Source organism: Streptomyces kaniharaensis, from assembly GCF_009569385.1.
GTDB lineage: Bacteria > Actinomycetota > Actinomycetes > Streptomycetales > Streptomycetaceae > Kitasatospora > Kitasatospora kaniharaensis.
In genome coordinates, this window is the sequence record NZ_WBOF01000003.1 from 206,905 (window position 1) to 233,806 (window position 26,902).

Sequence of the window (26,902 nt, forward strand, 5' to 3'; positions counted from 1 at the left end):
GCCTGACCGTCCCCCTCCCCCGCCGGCGCGCGGTGCCCGCAGGGGCACCGGCGGGGGTTCGGGCGGTCAGGAGCCCAGGTGCGCGGCCGGGCCCAGGGCGGTGGCGAAGCGCAGCACTTCGTCCAGGGCCTGGTCGATCCGGGAGGTCAGCGCGGTGAGACTGCCGGGTTCGGTCAAGTCGGCGCGTTGGACCACGAGTTGGGTCGGGACGGCCCAGCCACCGAGGGCCCTGACCACCGCGCGCAGGTGGTCGCAGGTGCCGGAGGCGTTGTGCAGGGCGCTGGCGGTGGCGGCGATCAGGACGGGCCGGTCGGCGAGCGCGGTGTCCGGGAGGTGGTCGAGGGTGTTCTTGAGCGCGCCGGAGAGGCTGCCGTGCTGGACCGGGGTGACGAGCACGACGGCGTCGGCGGCGGCGACCTCCTTGAGGAGATGGGCGACCGCCGGGTCCTCCAGCAGTTCGCCGCTGACGTAGCGGTCGGGGTCGAGGACGGGCAGCGCGAGCAGCGAGCGGTCCAGCTCGCCGACCGTCAACCGGCCGGTCTGGTCGGCCCGTTCGGCGATGAGGGCGGTGAGGCGGCGGCAGCTGGAGGCGCGGGCGGTGGTGCCGGCGACCAGCAGCAGGTTCACGCTCCCGCTCCGCGGGCCTGCCAGGCGTTCTTCAGCTCGTCGAGGTGGTGCAGCGCGGCGAGCACCTCGTCGGGGTCGACGCCGAAGTCGATCAGGCAGGCCACCTCGTCGACGCCGAGGCCCTCCAGCCGTTCCAGGGTGTTCAGGCCGTCCTCGACGGTGCCGAACAGTCCGCTGGTCTCGAAGTAGCGGTCGAAGGAGCGGGCGACCAGGAACTCCAGGTCGTCCTCGTCCAGTTCGTCGGGGTCGACGCCCGGCAGGATGTCGCCGGCGGCCTTCATGATCAGGCCGATGGAGCTGCGGATGTAGTCGGAGAACGGCTCTCGGACCGTCTCGCGGACCTTGTCGCGGTCGGTGCCGAGGAAGGTGTGCATCATCAGGACGACGTTTCCGGCGGCGCCCTGAGAAGCACCGACCGGCAGCGCGTCGCGGTAGAGTCCGATCTTCTTGGCGAGGTCCTCCACCTCCTGGCCGAGCAGGTGGGTGAGCAGGCCGAGGCCCAGCTCGCCGGCCTGGCGGAAGGTGTCGGGACTGCCAGCGCTGGTCAGCCAGATCGGCAGGTCGGCCTGGACCGGGGCCGGGAAGCTGCGCACCTGGACGGGGTTGCCCTCGCCGTCGGGCAGTTCCACGCTGTCGCGGCGCCACAGGGTGCGGACGGTCTCGATCGTGTCGATCAGCAGCTTGCGGCGGTCGGCGTAGTTCTCCGGGCGCAGGACGAAGTCGTTGGCGTGCCAGCCGGGGGCGAACGACAGGCCCACCCGGCCGTCGGAGAGGTTGTCGACCACCGACCACTCCTCGGCGATCCGCACCGGGTGGTGCAGCGGGCCGACCACGCTGCCGGCCCGGATGGCCACCCGCTCGGTCAGGGCGGCCAGGGCGGCGCCGGTGACGGCGGGGTTGGGGTAGAGGCCGCCGAACTCGTGGAAGTGCCGCTCGGGGGTCCAGACCGCGTTGAAGCCGTGGGTGTCGGCGAAGCGGGCGCCTTCCAGCAGCAGCCGGTACTGGTCGCGGCCCTCGCCCCGGCCGTCGGCGAAGTAGAAGAGACTGAAGTGCACGTCGTGTCCCCGATCGGGTGTTGAGGTGTGGTCAGGTCGAGGGGCGGTCAGGACTTGGCCGCGGCGGAGGCCTCGCGCTCGGGTGCGGTGCTGGCCCGGGGCATCCGGTCGGCGGGCCGGTGGCGGGCCAGGAGGGTGCCGAGTGCCCCGGCGAGCAGGACGGCGAGCGGAAGCAGGTAGGTGAAGCGGACGGCGTCGGTGACGGTGCCGTGTTCCAGCCGGGTCTGCAGGACGGCGCCGACCGAGGCGCTGCCGAGCAGGCTGCCGCAGAGCCGGGTGGTGTTGAACAGGCCCGAGGCGGCGCCGGACATGGCCGGCTCGATCTTCTCGAACGCGACCACGCCAGCCGGCGCGTAGGCGACGCCCATGCCCAGGCCGAGGAAGAACAGGCCCGGCAGCAGGGCGTACCACGGGGAGTCGGGCCTGATGAGCGCGGCCAGCAGTCCGATGCCGGCGGCGAACAGCAGCAGGCCGGCGAACATGACCCACTTGCCGCCGAGACGGTCGCACAGCCGGCCCGAGTAGGGCGCGACGAAGATCGACACCAGGGGCGCCACGGCGATCAGCAGGCCGGCCTGGAAGGCGCTGAAGTCGCGGACCTGCTGGAGGTAGAGCGGGGTGAGCAGCAGCATGCCGCCCAGGCCGCAGGGAAGGGCGGCGACCACGACGGCCATCACGGTGAAGTTGCGCTCGCGCAGGATGACGAACGGCACCAGCGGGTCGCGGTTCTGCCGGCCGCGTTCGACCAGCAGGAACACGCCGATCAGGGCGATGCCGGCGACGGCCAGCATGGGCACGCTCACCGGGCCCCACAGCGTGCCCCAGTTGTGGGACTCGCCTTCCTGGAGGGCGTAGACGACGCCGAGCATGGCGAGGGTGAGCACCACCGATCCCAGGACGTCGAGGCGCTGTTTGACGCCCGACTCCAGGCGGGGCACCAGGGCCATGGTCAGCACCGAACCGAGGACCCCGACGGGGATGTTGAGGTAGAAGATGCCCCGCCAGCCGAACCAGGAGACGAGGAATCCGCCCAGGGTCGGTCCGGCGGCGGCGACGATCCCGGCGAAGGAGCCCCAGACGCCCATGGCCGTTCCGCGCCGTTCGGCGGGGAAGATCCGGGTGATCATCGCCATCGCCTGGGGGGTCTGGAGCGCGCCGCCGATGCCCTGGACCACCCGGGCGGTGATCACCTGCCCGGGGGTCTGCGCGAGACCGCAGGCCGCCGAGGCGGCCACGAACACCACCAGGCCGATCATGAAGATCCGGCGGGGCCCGTAGAGGTCGCCCAGCCGTCCTCCGGTGACCAGGAGGACGGCGTAGGAGAGCAGGTAGGCGTTGATCATCCAGAGCACCTGGTCGACGCTGGCGTTCAGGCCGGTGCCGAGCGAGGGGACGGCGACGTTCACCGCGGTGGTGTCCAGCAGGACCACCGCCTGGGTGAAGCAGATCGCGAACATCGCCGCCCAGGGGCTCTGCAGGCGGGTGCGCAGGTCGGTGGTGCCGGCGCTCATCGGGTCCCGGTCTCGGTCGCCGCGGCCAGGCTGCGCGGGCGCATGTCGGTCCAGTTCGCCTCGATGTACTCCAGCGCCGGCTGCCGGGGGCTGGGCCCGTGGGCGGTGTCCCAGCCGGCCGGCACGGCGACGGCGGCCGGCCACAGCGAGTGCTGGCCCTCGCCGTTGACCAGGACGAGGTAGCTGGCGTCGGCGTTCTCGAACGGGTTGGTGCTCATGGCTTTTTGGTCCTCTCAGAGGTGGTGCGGGCCGGGTCGGTCGCCCGTGGTGCGGCGCAGCGCCGTGGCCAGGGCCTCGCCGATGTGCGCGATCGGTTCGGGGCGCGTCATGGCGCCGTGGGCGCAGTCCACGGTGTGGTCGTGGATCTGGCCCGTGACGTGCGGTGTCCAGGCGAGGGCGGTGGGGTCGGCCGGGGCCTTGCCGGCCGTGGCGGTGAAGAACAGCAGGTCGCCGTCGTACCGGCCGGGGGTGAACTCCTCGGCCAGGTGGAGGTGGTGGGCGAATCCCCGGGCCAGGGCCCGTAGGCGTTCCGGTGTGGTTCCGGTCAGCGGGCCGTCTCCCAGCAGTTCCACCGCGCGTTCTGGCGTGATCGCTTCAACTTCGTCAGCTTGCACCGGGTGGCCGAGGGAGTCAAGGAGTGCGGCCAGCGCCTGCTGGTCCGTCAGCGGCCCGGCGGAGCCGTCCGATTGGGGGTAGCAGTCCAGCAGGGCCAGGAGTGCGACCTGTTCGCCCTGTTCGCGCAGGCGTACGGCGACCTCGTGGGCGACCAGTCCGCCGAGGGACCAGCCGAGGAGGTGGTAGGGGCCCTCGGGCTGGGCCTTGCGGATCAGGTCGAGGTAGTCGGCGGCCATCTCGCCGAGGCCGGCCGGTGGCGTGTCCGGTTGGGTCAGGGTCCTGGCCTGGAGGCCGTACAGCGGTCGCTGCGGTTCGAGGTGGCGCAGCAGGCCGGAGTAGACCCAGGCGATGCCGGCGGCGGGGTGGACGCAGAACAGTGGTGCCAGGTCGCCGTCCTCGCGCAGCGGGAGCAGGGTCGCGAAGTCGTCGCCGTGGCTGCCGCCGGTGGCCGTGAGTTCGGCGAGGCGGGCGACGGTCGGGGCCTCGAACAGTGCCCTGATGCCGAGTTCGGTGCCGGTGGCGGCCCGCAGGCGGCCGATCAGGCGGGCGGCGAGCAGGGAGTGGCCGCCGAGGTCGAAGAAGTTGTCGTCGATGCCGACCCGGTCCAGGTCGAGGACCTCGGCGAACAGTTCACAGAGCACGGCCTCGGCGGGGGTGCGCGGGCTGCGGGAGGAGGCCTGGGTGGCGAAGTCGGGTGCCGGCAGGGCTTTGCGGTCGAGCTTGCCGCTGGGGGTCAGCGGCAGGGCGTCGAGGACGACGACGATGGTGGGGACCATGTAGTCGGGCAGCAGGCCGGCGAGGAATCCGCGCAGTTCGCCGGGGTCGAGGATGTGCCCCGGTGCGGGGACGGCGTACCCGACCAGGCGGTTGACGCCGCCGGTGCCGGCGCTGACCACGACCGCGGCCGCGGCGACGGCGGGGTGCTTGGCCAGGGCCTTCTCGATCTCGCCGAGTTCGATCCGGAAGCCGCGTACCTTGACCTGGTGGTCGACGCGGCCGAGGAACTCCAGGTTGCCGTCGGCGCGGCGGCGCACCAGGTCTCCGGTGCGGTACATCCGGGTGCCGGGCGGGCCGTAGGGGTCGGCGACGAAGCGTTCGGCGGTCATGGCCGGGCGCTGCCAGTAGCCGCGGGCGAGGCCTGAGCCGGCGATGTAGAGCTCGCCGGCGACGCCGACGGGCACCGGTTGCAGGGCGGCGTCCAGGACGTGGGTGCGGGTGTTCCAGATCGGCCGTCCGATCGGGGGTGCCTTCGGGTCGGGCGCGAGCGGGTCGCTCATGGTGGCGACGACGGTCGCCTCGGTGGGTCCGTACACCTGCATCACCCGGCGGCCGGGCGACCAGCGTTCGACCATCTCGGCGGGCAGTGCCTCGCCGCCGACGACGAAGCCGCGCAGGGAGGGCAGGTCGCCGTCCGGCAGGGAGATCAGCATGGGGGCCACCAGGTCGGTGTGGGTGACCTGGTGCCGGTCGATCAGGTCGTACAGTTCCTGGCCGGCGGCCTGCTGGTCGGGGCCGGGCAGGACGAGCGCGGCGCCCGCGGCGAGGGTCATGGTGATGTCGGCCATCGAGACGTCGAAGCTGATGGAGACGACCAGCAGGAAGCGGCTGTCGCCGTCGAGGCCGAGCCGGTCGATGTGCGCGCCGGCGACCGAGGCGATGCCGGCGTGCGAGACGACGACGCCCTTGGGGCGGCCGGTGGAGCCGGAGGTGTAGATGACGTAGCCGGGGTGGGCCAGGGTCAGCGCCTCGGTGCGGTCGGTGTCGGTGGGGTCGGTGGCGGGGCCGTGGGCGAGGTCGAGGTCGTCCAGGGCCAGGACCGGCCGGTCGGTGGGCGGCAGGTGGGGTGCGGCCGCCGTGGTGGTGAGGACCAGGGCGGGCGCGCCGTCGGCGAGCATGTAGGCGATGCGGTCGGCCGGGTAGCCGGGGTCGATCGGCAGGTACGCGGCGCCGGACTTCACCACGCCGAGCAGCGCGACCACCATCTCGACGGAGCGCGGCACGGCGAGGGCGACGAATTGTTCCGGGCCCACGCCGAGGCCGATCAGGTGGTGGGCGAGGCGGTTGGCGCGCTCGTTGAGTTCCCGGTAGGAGACCACGGTGTCGCCGAACACGACCGCGTCGGCGTCGGGGGTGCGGGCCGCCTGCGCTTGGAAGAGCTCGGGCAGGGTGGCGGCCGGGACCTCGTGTGCGGTGTCGTTCCAGCCGTACAGCAGTTGTTCGCGCTCGGCGGGGGCGAGGTGGTCGATCCGGCCGATCGGCTGGGTCGGGTCGGTCACCGCGGCCTGGAGCAGGCGCAGCAGTTGGGCGGCGAAGCGTTCGGCGCTGGCGCGGTCGAACAGGTCGGTGCTGTACTCGACGATGCCGTCGATGCCGTCCAGGGTGTCGCCCGATCCGCGCCGCTCCAGCAGGTCGACGGCCAGGTCGAACTTGGCGAGGTCGAGGGCGGGGGTCTGGGCGCGGGCGGTCAGGCCGGGCAGGTCCAGTTCGGCGCGCAGGGTCTCCTGGAAGGCCAGCATCACCTGGAACAGCGGGTGGCGGGCCAGCGAGCGGGTCGGGTTGACCAGCTCGACCAGCCGCTCGAACGGCAGGTCGGGGTGGGCCCAGGCGGCGAGGTCCGTCTCGCGGATGCGGCCCAGGAGTTCGGCGAAGGTCGGGTCGCCCGAGGTGTCGGTGCGCAGCACCAGGGTGTTGACGAAGAAGCCGACCAGGTCGTCGAGGGCTTCGTCGGTGCGGGCGCCGATGGGGCTGCCGATGGGGATGTCGGTGCCCGCGCCGAGGCGGGTGAGCAGGGTGGCCAGGGCCGCCTGGAGCATCATGAAGACGGTCGCGCCGTGGGCGGTGGCGGTCTCGTGGAGGCGGCGGTGCAGTTCGGCGTCGATGTGCAGGGGCACCGCGCCGCCGCGGTAGGAGGCGATCGCGGGCCGGGGCCGGTCGGTGGGCAGGTCGAGCTGGTCGGGCAGGTCGCCGAGGGTCTGCTGCCAGAAGGCGAGTTGCTGGGACAGCTGGCTGTTCGGGTCGTCGTCGCCGCCGAGCGATTCGCGCTGCCACAGGGCGTAGTCGCCGTACTGGACGGGAAGTTCGGCCCACTGGGGGGCCTTTCCGGTGGTGCGGGCGGTGTAGGCGCGGGAGAGGTCGCGGGTGAGCGGGGTGGTGGACGGGCCGTCGCCGGCGATGTGGTGCAGGACGAGCAGGAGGACGTGTTCGTGCTCGGAGAGCTCGAACAGGTGGGCGCGCAGCGGTGGTTCGGCGGTGAGGTCGTAGCCGGCGCAGGAGGCGGTGCGCAGGGCGGCGTCGAGTTCGTCGCGGGTGACGGTCCGCTCGTTCAGGTGGGGTGGTGCGGTGTCGAGGACGAGCTGGTGGGGCTGTCCGTCCCGTTCGGGGAAGACGGTGCGCAGGATCTCGTGGCGGTCGGTCAGGTCGGCCAGTGCCGCGGTGAGCGCGGTGCGGTCCAGGGGGCCGTCCAGGTGCAGGGCCAGCGGGATGTTGTAGAGGGCGGAGTCGCTTTCGAAGCGGTTGAGGAACCACAGGCGGCTCTGCTGGTAGGACAGCGGCAGCAGGTGGGGGCGGGTGCGGCGGGTGAGGGCGGGGCGGGATCCGTCGGTTCCGGACAGGTGGCCGGACAGCGCCGCGACGCTCGGGTGGTCGAAGAGGTGGCGCAGCTTGAGCTGGGTGGCGAAGGTCGCGCGGATGCGGCTGATGAGGCGGATGGCGAGCAGGGAGTGGCCGCCGAGTTCGAAGAAGCTCTCCTCCAGCGGGACGGACGGCACGCCGAGGACTTCGGCGAACAGTTCGGCGAGCAGTTGTTCCTGGGGGGTGCGGGCGGATCGGCCGGTGCGGCGGCCCGGTTCCTCCTCGAAGGCGGGGGCGGGCAGTTGGGCGCGGTCCAGCTTGCCGTTGGGGGTCAGCGGCAGCTTGTCCAGCACCGTCAGCGTCGAGGGCACCATGTAGTCGGGCAGTTCGGTGGCGGCGTGGCGGCGCAGTTCGGCGGTGTCGATGCGGTGGCCGGCGGCCGGGACGAGGTAGGCGGCCAGGCGGGTGTCGCCCGGCCGGTCCTCGCGGACCAGGACGACGGCCTGGGCGACCTCGGGGCGGGTGGTGAGCACGGTCTCGATCTCGCCGAGTTCGATGCGGAAGCCGCGGAGCTTGATCTGGTGGTCGACGCGGCCGAGGTATTCGACGTTGCCGTCGGCGCCCCAGCGGGCGAGGTCGCCGGTGCGGTACATGCGGGTGCCGGGCGGGCCGTAGGGGTCGGCGGTGAAGCGTTCGGCGGTGAGGCCGGGGCGGTTGAGGTAGCCGCGGGCCAGGCCTTCGCCGGCGATGTAGAGCTCGCCGGTCACGCCGGGCGCCACCAGGCCGAGGTGGCTGTCGAGGATGCGGATCTGGGTGTTGTGCAGCGGGCGTCCGATGGTGGGGGCGCCGGGGCGGGCGGTGAGGCGGGCGGTGGTGGACCAGATGGTGGTCTCGGTCGGGCCGTACATGTTGGTGGCCGAGGTGGACAGGGTGCGCAGTTGCTCGGCCAGGGCGGCGGGTACGGCCTCGCCGCCGACGAGGGTACGCAGTGCGGCGAGTGCCTGTGGGTGGCCGGCGATCAGGGACTGCCACAGCGAGGGGGTGGCCTGCAGGATGCTCGCCCGGGTGCCGGTGATCAGGTCGGCGAGGGCGGCGGGGTCCTGGACGGTCTCCTTGGCGGCGAGGACGACGGCGGCGCCGCTGGTGAGCGGGAGGTGGATCTCCAGGCCGGCGATGTCGAAGGCGACGGTGGTGACGCTCAGCAGCCGGTCCTCGGGGGTCATCGGGAACTGCTCGCGCATGGCGGCGAGGAAGTTGTCGAGGGCCGAGCGGGGCACCACGACGCCCTTGGGGCGGCCGGTGGAGCCGGAGGTGTAGATGACGTAGGCCGCGGTGGCGGGCGGGACGTGGATGCCCGGGTCGGTGGCGGGCTGGGCGGCCAGGCGGGTCTCGTCGAGCAGCAGGCGCGGGATCTGTTCGCCGGTGGGCGTGTCGGCGGTGGTGATGACCGCGGCGGGCGCGGCGTCGGCGAGCATGTAGGCGATCCGCTCGGAGGGGTAGTCCGGGTCGAGCGGGAGGTAGCCGGCGCCGGCCTTGAGGACGGCGAGCAGGGCGACGACGAGGTCGCTGGTGCGGGGCAGGGCGACGGCGACGAGGTCGCCCTGCCCGACGCCCTCGGCGGCCAGCAGGTGGGCGAGGCGGTTGGCCCGCTCGTTGAGGTCGCGGTAGCCGAGCCGGGCGTCCTCGGCGATCACGGCGGCGGCGTCCGGGGTGGCGGCCGCCAGGTGTTCGAAGCGTTCGACGAGGCCGTGTTCGGGCAGCGGGTGGTCGGTGTTGTTCCAGCCGTGCAGCAGTTGGGCGCGCTCGGCCGGGGAGAGCAGGTCCGCTTCGTGGATCGGCTGGTCGAGGTCCTCGGCCAGGGCGGTGAGCGCCCGCAGCAGGCGCTCGCCCAGGCGCTCGATCTCGCCGATGGTGAAGCGCTCGGGGCGGTAGCTGAGCCGCAGCCGCAGCCGCTCGCCGGGGTGGGCGAACAGCGCGAGCGGGTAGTGGACGGCGTAGTGGGTCTCAGCGCCGGCGGCGAGCGCGGTCGGGAAGCTTTCGAAGACCGCGAGCGTGTCGAAGAGTTCGCCGTGGCCGGCGGCCTGCTGGATGTCCGCCAGGCCGGTGTACTGGTGGGCGGCCATGGTGGTCTGCTGGTCCTGCACCTGCGCGAGCAGGTCGGCCAGCCGTGTGGTCGGCGACACGCGGGCCCGGACCGGGACGGTGTTGATGAACAGGCCCACCATGGCCTCGATGCCGGGGACCTCGGGTGCGCGGCCGGAGACGGCGGTGCCGAAGACGACGTCGGTGCGGCCGCTCTGGCGGGCCAGCAGCAGCGCCCAGGCGCCCTGCACGGCCGTGTTGAGGGTCAGGTCGCGTTCGCGCAGCCGGGCTTCGAGTTCGGCGGTGAGGTGCCCGGGCAGTTCCAGCCAGTGGTCGGCCGGCAGGGTGGTGGTCGTGTGGGCGCCGGGGGCCAGCAGGGTGGGTTCGTCCAGCCCGTCCAGGAGGCCCTGCCAGGCGGTGCGGGAGGCCTCGTGGTCGTGGTTGGCGAGGAAGGCGAGGTGGTCGGTGTAGGGGGCGGCCGGGCCCGGCTGCTGTCCGCGCAGCAGCGTCTGCAGGTCGTCCAGGAGGATCGGCAGCGACCATCCGTCCACGACGATGTGGTGGAAGGTCAGGGCGGCCCGGCGGCCCTGGGGGCCCAGGTCGGCGACGGTGGTGCGCAGCAGGGGTGGTGCGGACAGGTCGAAGCCGCGCATCCGTTCGGCCTCGAAGTGCTCGGCCGCCTTGCGCCTGGCGTTGGGTCCGACGAACTGGACGACGGTGAACTCGGGTTCGGCCTGGGCGGTGACGAACTGCACGGGCTGGTCGGCGCCGTCCTGGGTGAAGGCGGCGCGCAGGTTGGGGTGGCGTTCGATCAGGGCGCGGACGGCGGTGCGCAGTTCGGCGGGGTCGGCGTCGAGTTCGAAGCTGACCTGGACGGCGTAGACGTCGAGGGAGTCCTTGGCGAGTTCGGAGTGGAACAGCAGGCCCTGCTGGAGGGCGGTGGTGGGCCAGAAGTCGACGGCGTCGGGGTGGGCGGCGCGAAGCGTCGCGAGGCGCTCGGCGGGCAGGGCGGGCAGGGCCTGGGTGGTGGGCGCCTGCTCGTGGGCCGCGGCGGCGAGGCGGGCGATGGTGCGGTGGGTGAAGACGTCGCGCTGGGTGAAGGTCAGGCCGTGGCGGCGGGCGCGGCTGACCAGCTGGATGGAGCGGATGCTGTCGCCGCCGAGGTCGAAGAAGCTGTCGTCGACGCCGACTTGCGGGAGGTGGAGCAGTTCGGCGACCAGGTCGTGCAGCAGGGCCTCGCGCGGGGTGCGGGGGGCGGTGCGCTCGCCGGAGGGGGTGAGCGCGGGTGCGGGCAGCGCCTTGCGGTCGAGCTTGCCGTTGGGGGTGAGGGGGAAGGCGTCCAGCACCACGAAGGCGGCGGGCACCATGTAGTCGGGCAGGGTGGCGGCGGCGCCGGCCCGGACGGCGTCCGGGTCGATCCGCCCGCCGGGTGCGGGGAGCAGGTAGGCGACCAGTTGCTTGGTGCCGGGCCGGTCCTCGCGGGCCAGGACGGCCGACTGGCCGACGCCGCTGTGGGCGTCCAGGACGGCCTCGATCTCGCCGAGTTCGATGCGCAGGCCGCGGATCTTCACCTGGTGGTCGGCGCGCCCGGCGTAGTCGAGGGCCCCGTCGGCGCGCCAGCGGGCCAGGTCGCCGGTGCGGTACATGCGGCTGCCGGGCGGGCCGTAGGGGTCGGCGACGAAGCGCTCCGCGCTGAGCGCGGGCCGGTTGAGGTAGCCGCGGGCCAACTGGAGGCCCGACAGGTAGAGTTCGCCGGTCTCGCCGACCGCGACGGGCCGCAGGTCGGCGTCCAGGACGTGCAGGCGGGTGTTCCACACCGGCCGGCCGATCGGCACGGACAGCGCGCCGGGCTCGGCGACGCACTCCCAGTACGTCACGTCCACCGAGGCCTCGGTCGGCCCGTACAGGTTGTGCAGCGGCACGCCGGGCAGGACGGTGCGGAAGCGGGCGGCCAGTTCCACCGGGAGCGCCTCGCCGCTGCAGATCACCCGGCGCAGGCTGGTGCAGCCGGTGGCGGCGGGCTCGTCGACGAAGGCCTGGAGCATCGACGGGACGAAGTGGACGGTGGTGATGCGCTCGGCGCGGATCACCTCGGCCAGATAGGCGGGGTCGCGGTGTCCGTCGGGCCGGGCCACGACGAGGGTCGCGCCGGTGATCAGCGGCCAGAAGAACTCCCAGACCGACACGTCGAAGCCGGAGGGGGTCTTCTGCAGCACGCGGTCGTCGGCGGTCAGCCGGTACTGCGCCTGCATCCACTCCAGGCGGTTGACGATGCCGCGGTGCGGCACGACGACGCCCTTGGGGCGGCCGGTGGAGCCGGAGGTGTAGATGACGTAGGCGGCGTCGTCGGGCCGCGGCGCGGGCAGGTCGCTCTGCTGCGCCGGCCCGTCGGGCGTCAGGGTGTCGGGCGTCAGGGTGTCGAGGACGAGGGTGGGGATCGGGTGTTCGGTCGGGTGGGTGACCGAGCTGTGGCTGAGCAGCAGGACGGGGGCGGCGTCCTGGAGCAGGTAGTCGATCCGGTCGGCGGGGTAGTCCGGGTCGACCGGGAGGTAGGCGGCGCCGGCCTTGAGTACGGCGAGCAGTGCGATGACCAGGTCGAGCGAGCGGGGCACGGTCAGCGCCACGATCCGGTCGGGGCCGGCGCCGTGGCGGGCGAGCAGGGCGGCCAGTCGCCCGGCCCGGTCGTCGAGTTCGGCGTAGCTGAGGGTGTGGCCGTCGAAGACCAGGGCGGTGCGCTGCGGGTGCTCGGCGGCCCGGGCGCTCAGCAGCGCCGTGAGGGTGGCCTCGGGGTCGGGCAGCGGGTGCCCGGTGTCGTTCCACTGCGCCGGGACGTCCTGACGCCCGGTGGTCTGCTGTGTCCCGTGTCCGGTCAAGACGTTCCCCTCGAAATGGCATGGTGCGCAGCCAGGCTGCGGGTGGTGTGGGCGCGGAGCGCGTAGGGCGTGGTGGCGTCGACGACGACGCGGCCGGGCGGGTCCGGTTGGCCGTGCCGGGCCCGGGCCCAGGCCGGGGTCTGGGACGGGTCCATCGGGACGGGCGTCAGGTCGGTCCATTCGGTGCAGTCGCGGGCGAGGTTGGAGCGGGTGGTGACGGCCCACAGCAGGTCCTCGGCGCAGCGGATCGCCACGTCGTCGTCGGTGAGGACGACCGTTTTGACGAACGGGTGCTGGTGGAGGATCTGGCGGGCCAGTGGTGCCAGCGCCCGGTCGGCGTCCGGGTGGTGTTTGCGGACGGCGACGGCGAGCAGCAGCATGCCGCCGCCCGCGGGCGAGAAGTGCAGGTCGTGCACGTCGAGGCCGGGGGTGGGGGGCAGTGACAGCGCCACCGAGAGGGCGCCGGCTGCTCCGAGGATGTGGGACTGTTCCCGGCCGGGGCCGAGGACGGCCTGGTAGAGGGGGTTGTGGCGGGTGGTGACGGCGGTGACGGTCAGGACCGGCAGGCCGGCCCTGGCCCGGCCGTCGTAGCCGAGGAACTCCGGCAGCGACAGGTGCGGTTCGGCGGTGCCGATCGCCTCGTCGGCGCTCTCCTCGCCGAGGTGGCCTTCCAGGACGATCTCGGCCTCGGCCAGCGCCTGGGCGGGCTGGGTCGTGGCCGGGGCGAGGGTCAGCGGCTCGCCCGCCAGGGCGCTGGCCAGGGCGGGCTTGGACACCCCGGGCGGCAGGAAGCGGCTGTTGACGGCGGAGGCCACCATCGCCGCCGGCGGCACCCCGATGTTGACGGTGACCGGCAGTCGTTCTCCCCGTGCGAGGGCCTGGCGGTGCATGAGTTCCAGGTGGCGGCCGGGCACCATCCAGACCGTCAGCCGGTTTCGGTCCAGTACCAGCATCCGGTGGGAGGACAGGGAGCTGAGGCCGGTGTGCGGGTCGTGGGCGTGGATGAGGGCCGCCGTCAGGTACGGTCCGGCGTCGCGCGGGGTGACGGTGAGCACCGGCAGGTGGCGTAGGTCCACCTCGTCCCCGGCCGCGACCACCTGCCGGCAGGGCGGGTGCGGCGCCGTGCGAGGCTGGGCGGCGGCGGTCAGCAGGGCGGCGACGGTGTCGGGGGCGGTGCGTGCGGGCAGTCCGGGCAGCCAGTCGTACAGCCGCGACTCGTCCCCGTAGAGGCCGAGCAGCACGGGTAGTGGGGAGTCGCCGACGGCGGTGTAGCGCACGGCCGGTTCGGGCCGGGCGGCGGGGACGGCGGGGATGCCGGCGTAGCGCTGGGCGAAGTCGGCCGCCACCTGATCGCGGGCGATCGGGTCGGTTCTGGTCAGGGTGGCGTGCGGGTGCGCCTTGGCGAGGTGGGCCAGGGCGGCGCGCAGCGACAGGCCCGGGGCGGTCATCGGTTGCCCGCCAGGGTGCGGTCCAGGGTGGTGAACCAGTCGTCCAGGTCGGCCGAGCGCAGCAGGCCGGTGCCGATCAGCAGGCCGCGGTATCCGGCGCCGATCAGGCGGGCGGCCTCCTGCGGGGTTTCGATGCCGCTGGCGCTGACGGGTGTCGGGGTGCCGGTGGCGCGGACGGCGGTGAGCAGGCGCAGGCTGCGGCCGAGGTCGGGCGTGTCCTGCTCGCGCTGGCGGATGTCCTTGTTGTTGACGGCGATGACGCAGGACTGCGGGTGGACGAGGTTCGCGAGTTCCTCCTTGCGGGTGATCTCGACGAAGGGGGTCAGTCCGTGGCTGAGGGCGGCTTCGATGAGCTGGGGCAGGGCGGTGCGCGGCAGCACGGTCGCGGTCAGCAGGGCGGCGGTGGCGCCGGCGGCGCGGATCTCCGCGAGCTGCCGTTCCTTGGTGAAGAAGTCCTTGACCAGGATCGGCAGTTGGGTGCAGGCGGCGACGTCGTCCAGCAGGGCGCGGCTGCCGCCGAACCAGGAGCCGGTCACCACCGACAGCGCCGGGGCTCCCAACCGGGTGTAGTGGTCGACGAGTTCGGCGACCGGCCGGTCCTGGAAGAGGTCCGTGCCGTGGGCGCTGCGGGCCTTGAGTTCCATGATGACCGGCCGGCGGGCGGCCAGCAGCGCGGAGACCAGTCCGCAGGGCGGGTGTTCCCAGGCGGTGCGGATCTCGTCGATGAGGCCGGAGTCGAAGCGGCCGTCCCCGCCCCTGGCGCCGCTGTCCACGTCGATGCCGAGGAAGTCGGGGTGGCAGCGGGCCGTGCGGTGCACCGCGGCCTGGTCGGCGCCGATCCCCCCGGCGAGCATGAACGGCCGCTCGATGCGGCCGAGCAGGGCCTCCACCGGGGCGGCCTCCAGGGGGATCCCGGTGGAGCCGATGCGGCCGTCGGCGCCGACCGAGTCGAACAGGAACACGTCCACGCCGGCCTTCTCGTAGGCGCCGATCAGGGGTGCCTCCAGGACCTTGCCCTGGCGCACGTGCAGCACCTTGATCAGTTCGACCGCCGGCAGTGCGTCCCGGATCGCCCGTACCTGCGCGGGGGTCGTGTAGCCGTGCAGCTGGACCCGGGAGATGTCCGACGCGTCCACTGCCTCGCGCAGCGCGGCCGGGTCGGCGAGCAGGGTGACCAGCACCGGGGCCGGGCCGCCGGCCGCCCGGGCGGCGGCGGCCAGCCGGGCGAGTGCGCCGATCGGGAGGTCGGACGCCCCGCCCGGCACGCCGTACCAGAGGCCGACCAGGTCGATCGAGGTCTGGCCGAGCACCCGTAACTGATCCTCGCGGGTCACCCCGCACACCTTCAGCCGCACGGTCGGATCAGCTCCCTGCCGGTGTCGGGAGGTCGGCCAGTGCGCGCTCCACCCGCTCCTGGTCGTAGCCCTCGTCCGCGAGTTCCCCGGCCAGGTAGCGCTCGTAGGCGCCGAGGTCGAAGTGGCCGTGCCCGGAGAGCCCGAACAGGATGGCCTGCGAGCGGCCCTCCTCCTTGAGGCGCAGTGCCTCGTCGATGGCCACCCGGATGGCGTGGGTGGACTCCGGCGCGGGCACGATGCCCTCGGTGCGGGCGAAGGTCAGTCCGGCGTCGAAGCAGCGGGTCTGCGCGACGGCGCGGGCCTCCAGCAGGCCGTCCTGCAGGGCCTGGCTGACCAGCGGGGCGATGCCGTGGTAGCGCAGGCCGCCGGCGTGGATGGCCGGCGGGATGAAGGAGTGGCCCAGGGTGTGCATCTTGAGCAGCGGGGTCAGGCCGGTGGTGTCGCCGAAGTCGTAGGCGATGCGGCCCTTGGTCAGGCTCGGGCAGGCCTCCGGCTCGGCGGCGATCACCCGCACCCGGTGGCCGCCGCGCAGTTGCTCGCCGAGGAACGGGAAGGCGAGGCCCGCGAGGTTGCTGCCGCCGCCCGCGGCGCCGATCACGATGTCCGGGTAGTCCTCGGCCATGTCGAGCTGGCGCAGCGCCTCCTGGCCGATCACGGTCTGGTGCAGGGCGACGTGGTTGAGGACGCTACCGCCGGCGTAGTTGGTGAACGGGTCGTTCATCGCCAGTTCGATCGCCTCGGAGGTGGCGATGCCGAGGCTGCCGGGGCAGTCCGGGTCGTCGGCGAGGATGGCCCGCCCGGCGGCGGTCTCGGTGCTGGGGCTGGCGACGCAGGTGGCGCCGTAGGTGTGCATCAGCGCGCGGCGGTAGGGCTTCTGGTGGTAGCTGACCTTCACCATGAAGACCTTGACCTCGAGGCCGAAGAACGCTCCGGCGAGTGAGAGCGAGGAGCCCCACTGGCCGGCGCCGGTCTCGGTGGCGAGGCGGCGGATGCCGGCTTCCTTGTTGTAGAAGGCCTGAGCGATGCCGGTGTTGGGCTTGTGGCTGCCGGCCGGGCTGCCGCCCTCGTACTTGTAGTAGATGCGGGCGGGGGTGCCGAGGGCCTGCTCCAGGCGCCGGGCGCGGAACAGCGGCGAGGGGCGCCACTGGGCGTAGATCTGGCGGACCACGGGCGGGATCTCGATCTCCCGCTCGGTGCTGAGCTCCTGCTCGGCGAGTTCCTTGGGCATGATGGCGACCAGGTCGGCCACGGTGGCGGGCTGCCCGGTGCCGGGGTGCAGGGCGGGGGCGAGCTCGGGCAGGTCGGCGGCCAGGTTGTACCAGGAGGTCGGGATCTGGTTGTCGGTCAGCTGGTACTTGATGGTGTCCACGGTGTCGTCTCCGGGTGACGGACGGAAGAGGTGGGCGGTGCGTGGGCGGCTCAGGCGCTGCGGCCGGTGGCGTCGGCGACCAGGGAGCCGGGGGCGAACCGGTCCCGGTCGGGGCCGACGATGATGTCGGGGTGGTGGTGGCGCATCCCGTCGAGCACCTGCTGGTGGGGCAGGTCGTCGAACTCGCCGTGCTCGTGCAGGAATTCCATGTGCCGGGCGCCGTCCCCGCGGTAGGGGTGGTGGACGCTGTCGGCGGTGCCGTCGAATTCCAGCGGCTCGATCCCGTACAGGCGGCACATCAGCTTGTTGAAGACGGGGGTGGCGCGCACCCAGCGTCCGTCCAGGTGGACGGAGGTCAGTGCGTGGTAGTGGAAGACGTCGCCGCCGATGTAGGTGCGGATGCGGTCCGAGGCGAGGTGGTTGCGCACGTCGGTGAGCACCAGGCGGCCGGGGATGCCCACCGAGCGCAGCGCGGCCAGGTACACCAGGGACTTGTGGATGCACAGCCCGCGGCCGAGGCGCAGGGTCCGGCTGGCGGTCAGGCCGCGGCGGGAGAGGTCGGCGCCGTAGATCTCGTAGCCGATCTTGTCGCGGACGGCGTAGTAGAGGCGCACGGCCCGGTCCTTGTCGTCCCGGCCGCCGTCGGGCAGGACGTCGGCGACGAACTGCCCGACCTCGGCGCTCGCGTGGTCGATGAACTCGGTTGCCGCCAGGGCGTGTTCCAGCGACTCGGGCATGGCTGCTCCATTGCGGGAAGGGGTGTCGGCCATGGTCACAGGCCGAGCATGGTGGCGATGCGGACGCGCTGGACCTCGGAGGTGCCGGAGTAGATCGTCCCGGCGACCGCGTTGCGCAGTTCCTGCTCGATGCCGTACTCGGACATGTAGCCGTTGCCGCCGAAGATCTGCACGGCGTGCAGGGCGGAGGCGAGGCTGGCCTCGCTGACCACGAGCTTGGCGGCGGCCAGGTCGACGGTGATGTTCTGCCCTGCCGTCAGCTTCTCGGCGGTGTCGTAGAGCCACTTGCGGGAGGTGTCCACGCCGATGCGCATCTCGACGATCCGGTTGGCGACCGCCTGGAACGATCCGATCGGTTTGCCGAACGCGGAGCGCTGCTTGGCGTAGGCGAGGCAGTCCTCCAGGCGGCGCTGCATCTCGCCCAGGGTGACGGCGAAGGAGAGGAGGATCTCCCACTTCATCACGTGGTCGAGGATCAGGAAGCCGGTGCCGGCGCGGCCGACGACCTGGCTGCGCGGGATGCGGCAGTCGTCGAAGAACAGTTCCGTCATGGGAGAGGACTTGAGACCCATCTTCTCGACGGGTCGGCCGACGCCGAGTCCGGGGGTGTCGCGGTCCACCAGGAAGGTGGTCACCCCCAGCGGGCCTGCGCTCGGGTCGGTCTTGGCGTAGACCGCGATCACGTCGGCGATCGGGCCGTTGCTGACGAAGGTCTTGCTGCCGTTCAGCACGTACGCGTCGCCGTCGGGCACGGCCGTGGTGCGCATCGCCAGGGCGTCGGAGCCGGCGTCCGGTTCGCTGATCGCGTGGGCCCCGATGAGGGTGCCGGTCGCGATCCCGGGCAGGTAGCGCTCCTTCAGCTCGGGCGAGCCGAAGCGGTGCAGCGGCGCCCCGACGCCGACCATGCTGGTGGTCACGGAGAAGTTCAGTCCGCCGTTGCGGCAGCCGTGGCCGAGGCCCTCCAGGACGTACATGGTGGTGGGCAGGTCCTGCCCGAGGCCGCCGTACTGTTCGTCGAAGGGCAGTCCGAGCAGTCCGGACTCGCTGACGGCCTGCCAGGCTTCCTCGGGGAAGCTGGCGGCCTTGTCGTGCCGCAGGTGGTCCGCGCCGAACTTCTCGAACCACGGGGCCAGGCCGTCGCGCAGGTCGCGCTGGTCGGCCGACCAGTCGATCATCTCGTCATCCCCCGGTCGGTTCGGTCGGCTCAGTAGTGGGAGGAGCCGTCGCCGTCGAGGGAGTGCACCTCGTCGCCGTCCAGCGCCGGGGTGAACACGCAGACCAGGCGCAGGTCCTCCTCCGGCCAGGCGATCAGCCAGTGCGCGTCGTGCTGGTCGAGCGCGTACAGCGTGCCGGGCTCGATGACGTGGCTGTTGCCCGCCATGTCGACGACCTCGCCGCGGCCCGAGATGCAGTAGCAGGCCTCCAGGTGGCGCTTGTACTCCAGCAGGGACTTGGTGCCGGCGCTGACCACCGTGTCGGTCACCGAGTAGCCCATGCCGTCCTTGGCGAGCAGGAACCGGCGGCTGAGGCCGTTGCCCCACTCGACCGTCTTGACGTCCTCAAGCTTGCGAACCAGCATCGCTTTCTCCTTGGTGTGTGTGCGTGAGTGACTGTTCGTCGCCCCGGCCGGCGGGAGCGGGTCGTAGCCCGCCGGTGAACGACACGAGCGCCTCGATCGGGTCGCGGCCGCTGTCCAGCGACCGCTCGACCTCCGCGACGAGCGCGCTGCCGACGATCGCGGCGTCCGCGCCCAGGGCGCCCATGGCCTTGACGTCGGCGGCGGTGCGCACGCCGAAGCCGACCGCGAGCGGTGCCCGGGCCGACTCGCGCAGCCGTGCGAGCACCGGGGCCAGGTGGGCCCGGTCGGGCGGCGCGGTGCCCGAGCGGCCGTAGTGGGCGACCAGGTAGAGGTACGCCGAGGCGTAGCGGGCGCTTTCGGCGAGGACCTCGGGGGCGGATCCCGGGTAGCAGGTGGTGACCACCGGCTGGCCGATCCGCTCGGCGGCCTCCAGGTAGCGGGGCCGGGCCAGCGGCGGCAGGCCGTGCAGCAAGGTGGCGTCCGCGCCGGCGCCTTGGGCCCGCCGCAGGAACTCCTCCAGGCCCACCGCTCGCACCGAGTGGCCCCAGTCGGCCAGCAGTGCGATGCGGGTGTGCCGCAGGGCGGGGCGCACCCTGGCCACGAAGGCCAGCACGGCGTCCAGGTCGACGCCGGTGTCCAGGGCCCGCCTCGCCGAGCGGCGCACCACGGGCCCGTCGGTCGGCGAGTCGGGGAAGGGGACGGCGAGTTCGAGGCAGTCCACGCCTGCCTCGTCCAGCGCCGTCACCAGGTCGGCGAGCAGGTCGAGTCCCGGGTCGCCGGCATTGAGGAAGAGCGCCAGGCCGGGGTCGGCCGGGCCGCGGCCGCGGAAGAACTCAGACACCGGCCGGCACCTCGCGCCGCAGCCGCTCGACCAGGTCGAGCGCCGCGCCCGCCGCCACGGCCTCCCGGGCCGCCCGGTAGGCCTGGACCCAGTCGGTGCGCAGGCCCGAGGCGAGCGCGGCGCAGGCCGCGTTGAGGCAGATGCTCTCGACGGCGGCCTCGGGGCCGCGGCCGCCCAGCAGGGCGAGCAGGTGCTCGGCGGGGTCCTCGTCGACTGCGGCGGGCCGCAGGTCGGCCAGGGTGCCGCGCCCGGTCAGCGCCAGGTCGCCGGGGCCGATGGTCAGTTCGGTCTCGCCGGTGTGGACGGTGTTCTCGGTGAAGCTGACCAGTTCGTCGATGCCGAGCGGATTGTGCAGCAGCCACACCGGCCGCGTGAGCGCCAACTCCTGGAACGGGCCGAGGATTTCGTGGTCGGACACCCCGATCAGGCGGCGCTGGGCGGGGACGGCGGCCAGGAACGGGCCGAGCAGGTTCACGAACCGTCCGACCTGCTTGAAGCCGTACGGCAGTACGGCCCTGGCGAGTTCGGTCAGCTCGACCGGGTAGACGAAGCCGCCGGCGAAGGCCACGTTGAAGCGGTCCAGGTGGTCCTCGCACGCGGCGTAGGAGCGGGCGGTCGGGATGCCGAGCCGCTCCAGGATGTCGATCGAGCCGTAGCGGCTGCGGTAGCCGCGCGAGCCGGTCTTGACGATCCGCACGCCGGTCGCGGCCGCCACCAGGACCGCCGCGGTGGTCAGGTTGAAGGTGGCCGGGCCTCCCCCGGTGCCGACCGGGTTGACCGTCGCGGGCCAGGTGGCCGGCAGCGGTTCGGCGCGGTCCTCCAGCGAGCCGAGGAAGGCGGCCACGGTGGCGGTGTCGGGGATGCGGGTGGACAGCGAGGCGAGCACGGCCAGGGCCTCGCCGCCGCGCAGGCGGCGCCCGTGGAGCCGGTCCCAGAAGTCGGCCCAGGCCGCCCGGTCCACGGGGGCGTCCCGCCGGACCAGGGTCTGCAGCACGTCGGACACGGCTACCGCGTCCCGTCCGCGACGGCGTCGGCCTGCTTCAGGAAGGCGTCGATGGCGGCGACCGTGCGGAAGTTCTCCGGCGCGATGTCCAGCGCGTCGATGTCCAGCCGGTACTCGGTCTCCAGCCAGCTGACCAGGGTCAGCAGGCCGAGGCTGTCGACCACGCCGTTGGCCAGCAGGTCGTAGTCGTCGGCCAGGTCCTCCACCGTGGTCTCGAGGAGGAACTGCTCGATCAGGTACTTCTTGATGTCGTCGGTGCGCGCCATGTCAGCCTCCTGCGGGCGTGGTCGTCGGGCGTTGGCCCTGCGCGTACTTGGAGGCGCGCAGGACGGCCTTGCGGTCGAGCTTTCCGGTGCCGGTCCTGGGCAGGGCGGTGTCCACCAGCTCGACGGTGGTCGGGATGGCCGCCCTGGGCAGCAGGGCGGCGACTGCCTGGCGCAGCGTCAGGCCGTCCAGCGGGCTCCCGGCGGCGCGCTGGACCACGGCGTGCAGCCGGGTGCCGGCCGCCTCGTCCGTCACCGCCAGGACGGCCGCCTCGACGACCTCGGGGTGGCTGCACAGGGCCGCTTCCACCTCGGTGGTGTTCACCCGCACCCCGCGGACCTTCACCACGAAGTCCCGGCGGCCCTCCAGGGTCAGCACGCCGTCGAGGTGGCGCCGCACCAGGTCGCCGGTGCGGTAGTAGCGGCCGTCCGCGCGTTCGGTGAACACGCCGCGGTCGAGGTCGGCGTCCAGGTAGCCGGTGGTCTGGAAGGGCGTGCGGACGACGAGTTCACCCAGGCCCGGGCCGGCGAGTTCGCTGCCGTCCTCGGCGAGCAGCAGCGCGGTGACGCCGTCGATGGGCCGGCCGATCGGCATCGCGCCGTGCGGCATCGGGTCGGCGGGGTCGATCGGGTGGATGAAGCTGTCGTTGGTCTCGGTGCAGCCGTAGACGTTGTGGAAGCTCGCCTTCGGCAGCAGTGCGGGCAGCGGGGCGAAGGCCTGCTCGCTGATCGCGTCCCCGGTCACGACGGCGTGGCGGACCTCGGCGAGGGCCGCCGTCGCCGCGTCGGTGCGGGCGGCCCGGGTGAGCAGCTGGTAGAGCATCGGGACGCCCTGGACCACGTCGACCGGGCGCTGCTGGAACAGCGCGAGCAGGTGGGCCGGGTTGGTGGCCAGGTCCTGGTCCACGAGGGCCACGCAGCCGCCTCGGCTGAGCGTCGTCCAGATGTCCAGCAGGCACAGGTCGAAGTTGAGCGGCGCGAAGTTCAGGACGGTGGTGTCCGGGCCGATGCCGAAGTGGCCGGCGGCCCAGTCGGTGAAGCGGTCCACCGCGCCCGTGGTCAGGGGGACGACTTTGGGCAGGCCGGTCGAGCCGGAGGTGGTGAGCAGCAGCGCGACCTGCTGCGGGTCGGGCCCGCTGCCGGCGGTGTGGCTGTCGGCCTCTTGGCTGCCGGCCTGGGTGTCGGCCTGGGTTTCGCCGCCGGTCAGCTCCGCCGGGGCCGGCAGCCGGACGGCGTCGCAGCGCTCCAGCAGGGCGGACAGCGTCTCGGCGCCCAGCTCCGGCGAGGGCAGCAGCAGTGGCTGACCGAGCCTCAGGCAGGCGAGCACCACGGCGATCGCCTCGGGCGACTTCTTGGCGACCAGGGCCGCCGGTCTGCCGTGCGGCAGCCCGAGCGCGGTGAGCCGGGCGGCGGCGGCGCCGGCCAGGGCGTGGAGCTCGGCGTAGCTCACCTCGCCCGAGTGCCAGAGCAGGGCCGCGGCCTCCGGGCGCATTCGCGCCTGCTCGGCGATGCGGTCGGAAAGGGAACTCGATAACAACGGACACGCCTTCCTTCTCACCGTGCCGGAACAGCACGGCGCCAGGGCAGTGTGAACGGGGGATGACCGTGAACGGCCGATGTCGCATCAGCGGACGGTTTCAACGCGGGCAGGTGAATTCGCACCACCGCGCACCGAACACCGCTGGATCGACCTGAAAAAGGTTGATTCGTGAACCTGATGGAAGTCGGGCAGCAGCGCCGGACAACACTCAGCGTGAGTTGAGTGGTGAACAAAAAAGAGAAGCGGAGCGGAATGCGCCGGTCAGTTCGCCCGGTGCCCGGCAGGCTGCGCGAACGCCGCGCTGGCACCCAGCACGAGATACGTACAGCCAGTGACGTACTTCTGTGCGCTCACGAAGCGTGCACTCCGTGCCAGAAAGGCCCCGACCCCCACGGAGGCCGCCGCGTACACCAGGTCCATGGCCAGGGCGATGACGAAGAACACCAGCCCGAGCACCAGGGTCTGGCTCGCCACCGAACCCCGCGACGGGTTGACGTACTGCGGCAGCAGCGCCAGGAAGAACAGCGCCACCTTGGGGTTGAGCACGTTGACCAGCACGCCCTGGCGCAGCAGCGTCAGCACGCGCAGCGGCTCGGTGGCGGCGGCCGGCCCGGCCGGTCCCTCCGCCTTGGCCAGCAGCGTGCGCACCCCCAGGTAGACCAGGTAGGCGGCGCCCGCGTACTTGACCACGTTGAAGGCGAGGGCGGACGTCGCGATGAGCGCCGACACCCCGATCACCGTGCCCAACACGTGGACCATGGTGCCCAGTTCGACTCCGACGGCGGAGGCGAAGGCGGCCCGGCGGCCCTGCCCGATCCCACGGCTGAGGATCAAGAGCATGTTCGGGCCGGGAACGGCCACCAGGGCCATCACCATCGGTACGAACACCCCGAGCGCCGCCCCGGATGGAAACGTCAGCTCCACCGAGCCTCCCCCTCTGGACGCGAAGCCGAGGCTCAGCCCCACTCCAGGTCGTCATCCGTCTCCCACGGGAACACTTCTGACGTTCCGTCGGGCGTTGCCACCCTAGCAAGCCGGCAGGCGCGCGTCAGGGAAGTGGCGGGAAGGAGGCCCTGAACAGCGGGCTCGCGGCGTAAAGAATGCTTGAGGTCAGCCATTTGCGTACGTCCCCCCAGTATTGACCGATTTTTGGGTAGTCGATGCTGTGCGATGCCTTGCGGTCTTCGCCCTGTTCAGCGACTACCCCGATCCTGCTTGGGGGGCGGAAACCTGTAAAGTAAACCCACCTGTCCCAACAGTGCCGTGACAGGAATGGGCCAGTTGACGTCGCCGAGTTCCCCTCCACACGGAACGCGGACGATGCGCGGCATCGAGCGGTCAGCACCACGAAGCACCACCACCGAGCAGCTGAAGTGTGCCTGGAGCCAGGGATGGATCTTGAATCGGACCGAAAGGTCATCGCCGACCTCTACCGCAGACTCCGCAAGGAACCCGAGCTCGAACCGGCGAGTCTCGGCGCCCAGGCGGGGCTCGACCCCGCCCAGTACGAGGAGGCCAGAGACCTGCTGGTCGCGATCGGGCTGGTCGCCAACTCGCCCGATTCGGCCGACCAGTTAACCGTCACCTCGACCGAACGGGCCCTCAACGACCTCGCCACCCGCGCCGAACAGGCCGCCTCCCGCTGGGCGCACGAGGCCGTGTGGCTGCGCAAGGCGATCCGGTTACTCGCCACCGAACTCGCCGACCAGTACCAGCAGCAGGCCAGCCTCGCCCCCGTCGAGGTGATCGTCGGCCTGGACCGGATCTCCGCCATCCTGGAGGACTGCACCGACCTCGCGCGCGACGAGATCCTCAGCATGCACCCGGGGCCGGTGGTCGAGAGCCGCTCCAAGGCGCGGCTGGAGCGCAACCAGCGCGTCGTCGACCGCGGCGTCGGGATGCGCACCATCCACCTCGCCTCCACGGCCCGAATGCCGCACGGCCTGGCCCTGCTGGAGGACATGCAGGCCGGCGGGGTACGGGTCAGGCTGGCCCCGACGATCCCCTTCCGCCTCATCGTCATCGACGACGTGATGGCCCTCACCCCGACCTTCGACCCGGAGCACTCCCAGCCGTCCGCGCTCGTCACCCGGGGCCCGGTGATCACCCGGCTGCTGCGGCGCGTCTTCGAGCACTGCTGGCAGTCCGCCGTCGAACTCGGCGCCGACACCCCGCCCCGCCGCGAACCCGCCGAAAGCCCGCTCAGCCGCCAGCAGTCGGGGATCCTGCGGCTCATGAACGCAGGCCTGAAGGACGAGGCGATAGCCCGCGAACTGGGCGTGTCGATCCGCACGCTGCGACGGCTGATCTACGACCTGATGGAGAAGCTCGGAGCGGACAACCGCTTCCAGGCCGGCGTGCGCGCCGGCCAGCTGGGCTGGCTGAACTAGCCTCGGGGTCGAGGGCGTACCGAGAAGGCCAGGTGCGCCCCTGAGGACGGGGTCCACCTACGACGACCCGTTCGTTCCGAGTGACGATCCGCCAGAAATGCTTGCCCCGGCGCGAGTCAGCAGGTCCGGGTTCCCATCGCTCAACCGGGGAGGATCTCACCGTGAGTCGAACAGGTACGTGCCCAAGAGTGCTCATCGTCGGAGCGGGCTTGGCCGGCACCGCCACGGCGATCCGGCTGCTGCGCTTCGCACGCAGGCCGCTGGAGGTGGTCCTGCTCGAACGGCGCTACGACTACCGGTCCGCCGGCATCGCCTATCACCGGGACGGCAACCCCTGGGACCATGTGTTCAACATCCAGGCGGGCCGGATGTCGGTGTTCCGGGAGGACGTCCTCGACTTCGTCCGCTGGGCCAATCGCGAGGCCGACCGACGGAAGTGGCCGGCGCCCTGGAAGGAGTTCGAGTTCGTCGAGCAGGGCCCGGCACCGCGGCGGATCTTCCAGGACTACCTGACCGACCGCCTGGCCGAGGCCGGACGGGAGGCCTGTCCCGGTGTCGTGCTCGTCGAGGCGGACGGCGAGGCGGTCGACCTGGAGGTTCACTCCGCAGGGGTCGAGGTGACGGTGCGGGGCCCGGGGCCGGCGACGCTGTCCGCCGACCACGTCGTTCTCGCGACCGGCCTCGAACTCGGACAGCCGCCCTTCGCCTCCGAGGTCCTGGAACACCCGTCCTTCGTGCGCAACCCGTACTCAGCCGCCGGCGTCCGCAAGCTCCTGGCGCTCCCGCCCGAGGCCACCGTCACGATCGTCGGCTCCGTACTGAGCGCGTACGACTCGGCAGGCCTCCTGCTGCGCCGAGGCCACACCGGGAAGATCCACCTGATCTCCGGGACCGGGACGATCTTCCGCGCGTATCCGGCCGGCCACGCACACGGAGTGCTGCAACTTCCCTGCCCGACATCGCTGTTGGAACCGTACCGCAACCGCGAGGAGTTTCTCGCCCGAGTGTGGGCCGAATGGGAGCGGGCGTGCGCGGTGGTCGTCCGGGACCACCCCGACGTCGACCCGAGGGTGGTCGCGGAGCGGGTGGCCAAGGCGTGGGAGCCGCATCTTCCCGAGGCCATCGAGCGGATTCCCTCCGCTGAACTACGGTGCCTTCTGGACGATTTCGGTACCGCCATCGCCTCTCTGCGGGTCGGCGCGGTGGAGTACACGATGGCGGTCATCGAGCGTGCGATGCAGCCGCCGGACGGGATGGTGGGCCTGGTCGTCGGCAAGGTGGAGAAGGTCACGCCGGCGACATCGGGGCGGCTGACCGTCTCGGTCACGGCCCCGCGGGAACCGGGGCAGGGGCACGCCATCGAGGCAGACCTGGTGGTGTGCAACGTCGCCAGGGAGTGGGACTACAGCAGGGTCGAGCGGCCGCTCTGGAGGAACCTCCTTGGGCGGGGAATCGCGGTACCCCATGAACGCACGGGGCGCGGTGTGGAGGTCGACGGGCAGGGGGCGCTGCTGGGCCCCGACGGGAAGCCGGCCGGCCCGGTCTTCGCGGTCGGCGTACCGAGGGAGGGCGACGAGATCGTGCGCAACGGCCGCACCGGCGCGTTCGCGTTCAATCTCGCCGCCATCAAGAACCAGTCGATCGCAGTCGCCGCCCACGTGATCGAGCAACTGGAGCTGGGCGACGGCGACCTGGCTCTCGGTACGGCCCAAGAGCGTGGCCATGTCAGCAAGGCCGAGGAAGCGGGCCGGGCCGGATTCGAGGAGGCTGTGGTCCTGGAGGTGAGGAGGTTGGCCGCGCGGGCCCGGCGTGAAAGGGAACTGCTCGGTTCCCGGCTGGACGCCCGTATCCGGTCCATGGGCGGACCTCCGGTCCTTCCCGCGGACGCCTCCCGGCACGAGGGCGTGATGAGGGCGCTCGTCGGACGGGCCGCCGTCCAGCGGCTCACCGACGTCTCCGTGACGCCACGGCAGCTGCGTCGACACCTGGGACTAGCGAACGCCGAGGAATAGGAGGCCAGTTGAACGGGCGACGGATTCAGGGT

The 26,902-nt window shown here is 72.4% G+C and carries 17 protein-coding genes and 1 pseudogene; 2 read left to right on the top strand and 16 right to left on the bottom strand.

Translation table 11 applies throughout. The features are described from left to right. Positions 1 to 66: 66 nt before the first annotated feature. The 16 genes and pseudogenes from F7Q99_RS32135 to F7Q99_RS32210 form a co-directional block, all read right to left on the bottom strand. Entirely contained in the window at positions 67 to 627 is a 561-nt protein-coding gene (locus F7Q99_RS32135; RefSeq protein ID WP_195911342.1) for an NADPH-dependent FMN reductase, read from the bottom strand. Beyond that, complete coding sequence (locus tag F7Q99_RS32140) at positions 624 to 1,682, bottom strand: MupA/Atu3671 family FMN-dependent luciferase-like monooxygenase (RefSeq protein WP_326847400.1); 1,059 nt, start codon at positions 1,680 to 1,682, stop codon at positions 624 to 626. The genes F7Q99_RS32135 and F7Q99_RS32140 overlap by 4 nt, the downstream gene beginning before the upstream one ends. A 47-nt stretch (positions 1,683 to 1,729) precedes the next feature. Then, the gene (locus tag F7Q99_RS32145) at positions 1,730 to 3,193 is read right to left on the bottom strand and encodes a DHA2 family efflux MFS transporter permease subunit (RefSeq protein ID WP_153468164.1); all 1,464 of its coding nucleotides are present in this window, start codon (positions 3,191 to 3,193) and stop codon (positions 1,730 to 1,732) included. Further along, positions 3,190 to 3,411, bottom strand: a complete 222-nt coding sequence (locus F7Q99_RS32150; protein WP_153468167.1) for an MbtH family protein — start codon at positions 3,409 to 3,411, stop codon at positions 3,190 to 3,192. The genes F7Q99_RS32145 and F7Q99_RS32150 overlap by 4 nt, the downstream gene beginning before the upstream one ends. 15 nt (positions 3,412 to 3,426) lie before the next feature. Then, positions 3,427 to 12,285: pseudogene (locus F7Q99_RS32155) on the bottom strand (amino acid adenylation domain-containing protein); the annotation flags it as partial. Between the two features lie 44 nt (positions 12,286 to 12,329). Beyond that, positions 12,330 to 13,781, bottom strand: a complete 1,452-nt coding sequence (locus tag F7Q99_RS32160; RefSeq protein WP_153468173.1) for a UbiD family decarboxylase — start codon at positions 13,779 to 13,781, stop codon at positions 12,330 to 12,332. Continuing rightward, positions 13,778 to 15,115 (bottom strand): phosphoribosylanthranilate isomerase, encoded by a 1,338-nt coding sequence (gene trpF, locus F7Q99_RS43445; RefSeq protein ID WP_153468177.1) that lies wholly within the window; start codon positions 15,113 to 15,115, stop codon positions 13,778 to 13,780. The genes F7Q99_RS32160 and trpF overlap by 4 nt, the downstream gene beginning before the upstream one ends. 28 nt (positions 15,116 to 15,143) lie before the next feature. Beyond that, positions 15,144 to 16,505, bottom strand: a complete 1,362-nt coding sequence (locus tag F7Q99_RS32170) for a TrpB-like pyridoxal phosphate-dependent enzyme (RefSeq protein WP_326847401.1) — start codon at positions 16,503 to 16,505, stop codon at positions 15,144 to 15,146. A 50-nt stretch (positions 16,506 to 16,555) separates the two neighbouring features. Beyond that, positions 16,556 to 17,242: a transglutaminase-like domain-containing protein gene (locus F7Q99_RS32175; RefSeq protein WP_230211111.1), complete on the bottom strand. Its 687-nt coding sequence runs from the start codon at positions 17,240 to 17,242 to the stop codon at positions 16,556 to 16,558. Positions 17,243 to 17,277: 35 nt separating this feature from the next. Then, positions 17,278 to 18,417 carry an acyl-CoA dehydrogenase family protein gene (locus tag F7Q99_RS32180; RefSeq protein WP_153468182.1) on the bottom strand — a complete coding sequence of 380 codons (1,140 nt, stop codon included), beginning with the start codon at positions 18,415 to 18,417 and terminating at the stop codon, positions 17,278 to 17,280. Between the two features lie 29 nt (positions 18,418 to 18,446). Beyond that, entirely contained in the window at positions 18,447 to 18,821 is a 375-nt protein-coding gene (locus tag F7Q99_RS32185) for an ectoine synthase (RefSeq protein WP_153468185.1), read from the bottom strand. Then, positions 18,802 to 19,662 carry a tryptophan synthase subunit alpha gene (trpA, locus tag F7Q99_RS32190; protein WP_326847402.1) on the bottom strand — a complete coding sequence of 287 codons (861 nt, stop codon included), beginning with the start codon at positions 19,660 to 19,662 and terminating at the stop codon, positions 18,802 to 18,804. Before trpA ends, F7Q99_RS32185 begins: the two co-directional genes overlap by 20 nt. Next, positions 19,655 to 20,665 carry a hypothetical protein gene (locus F7Q99_RS32195; protein WP_326847403.1) on the bottom strand — a complete coding sequence of 337 codons (1,011 nt, stop codon included), beginning with the start codon at positions 20,663 to 20,665 and terminating at the stop codon, positions 19,655 to 19,657. The genes trpA and F7Q99_RS32195 overlap by 8 nt, the downstream gene beginning before the upstream one ends. A gap of 2 nt (positions 20,666 to 20,667) precedes the next feature. Next, complete coding sequence (locus F7Q99_RS32200; protein ID WP_153468188.1) at positions 20,668 to 20,931, bottom strand: acyl carrier protein; 264 nt, start codon at positions 20,929 to 20,931, stop codon at positions 20,668 to 20,670. A gap of 1 nt (position 20,932) precedes the next feature. Then, on the bottom strand, positions 20,933 to 22,465 hold the full coding sequence (locus F7Q99_RS32205) for an AMP-binding protein (protein WP_230211112.1): 1,533 nt from the start codon (positions 22,463 to 22,465) through the stop codon (positions 20,933 to 20,935). 264 nt (positions 22,466 to 22,729) lie between these two features. Next, entirely contained in the window at positions 22,730 to 23,392 is a 663-nt protein-coding gene (locus F7Q99_RS32210; protein ID WP_326847404.1) for a LysE family translocator, read from the bottom strand. Between the two features lie 467 nt (positions 23,393 to 23,859). On the opposite strand from F7Q99_RS32210, the gene F7Q99_RS32215 reads away from it, so the two are divergent. Together F7Q99_RS32215 and F7Q99_RS32220 are read left to right on the top strand one after the other, a co-directional pair. Then, entirely contained in the window at positions 23,860 to 24,858 is a 999-nt protein-coding gene (locus F7Q99_RS32215) for a helix-turn-helix transcriptional regulator (RefSeq protein ID WP_153468191.1), read from the top strand. Positions 24,859 to 25,019: 161 nt separating this feature from the next. Next, the gene (locus tag F7Q99_RS32220; RefSeq protein ID WP_326847405.1) at positions 25,020 to 26,870 is read left to right on the top strand and encodes an FAD/NAD(P)-binding protein; all 1,851 of its coding nucleotides are present in this window, start codon (positions 25,020 to 25,022) and stop codon (positions 26,868 to 26,870) included. The last annotated feature ends 32 nt before the right edge of the window (positions 26,871 to 26,902 follow it).

Excerpts from the sequence above, each read along its gene's own strand:
- F7Q99_RS32145 (WP_153468164.1), bottom strand. The coding sequence starts at position 3,193 with ATGAGCGCCGGCACCACCGACCTGCGCACCCGCCTGCAGAGCCCCTGG.
- F7Q99_RS32150 (WP_153468167.1), bottom strand. The coding sequence starts at position 3,411 with ATGAGCACCAACCCGTTCGAGAACGCCGACGCCAGCTACCTCGTCCTG.
- F7Q99_RS32160 (WP_153468173.1), bottom strand. The coding sequence starts at position 13,781 with ATGACCGCCCCGGGCCTGTCGCTGCGCGCCGCCCTGGCCCACCTCGCC.
- F7Q99_RS32175 (WP_230211111.1), bottom strand. The coding sequence starts at position 17,242 with ATGCCCGAGTCGCTGGAACACGCCCTGGCGGCAACCGAGTTCATCGAC.
- F7Q99_RS32180 (WP_153468182.1), bottom strand. The coding sequence starts at position 18,417 with ATGATCGACTGGTCGGCCGACCAGCGCGACCTGCGCGACGGCCTGGCC.
- F7Q99_RS32185 (WP_153468185.1), bottom strand. The coding sequence starts at position 18,821 with ATGCTGGTTCGCAAGCTTGAGGACGTCAAGACGGTCGAGTGGGGCAAC.
- F7Q99_RS32200 (WP_153468188.1), bottom strand. The coding sequence starts at position 20,931 with ATGGCGCGCACCGACGACATCAAGAAGTACCTGATCGAGCAGTTCCTC.
- F7Q99_RS32215 (WP_153468191.1), top strand. The coding sequence starts at position 23,860 with ATGGATCTTGAATCGGACCGAAAGGTCATCGCCGACCTCTACCGCAGA.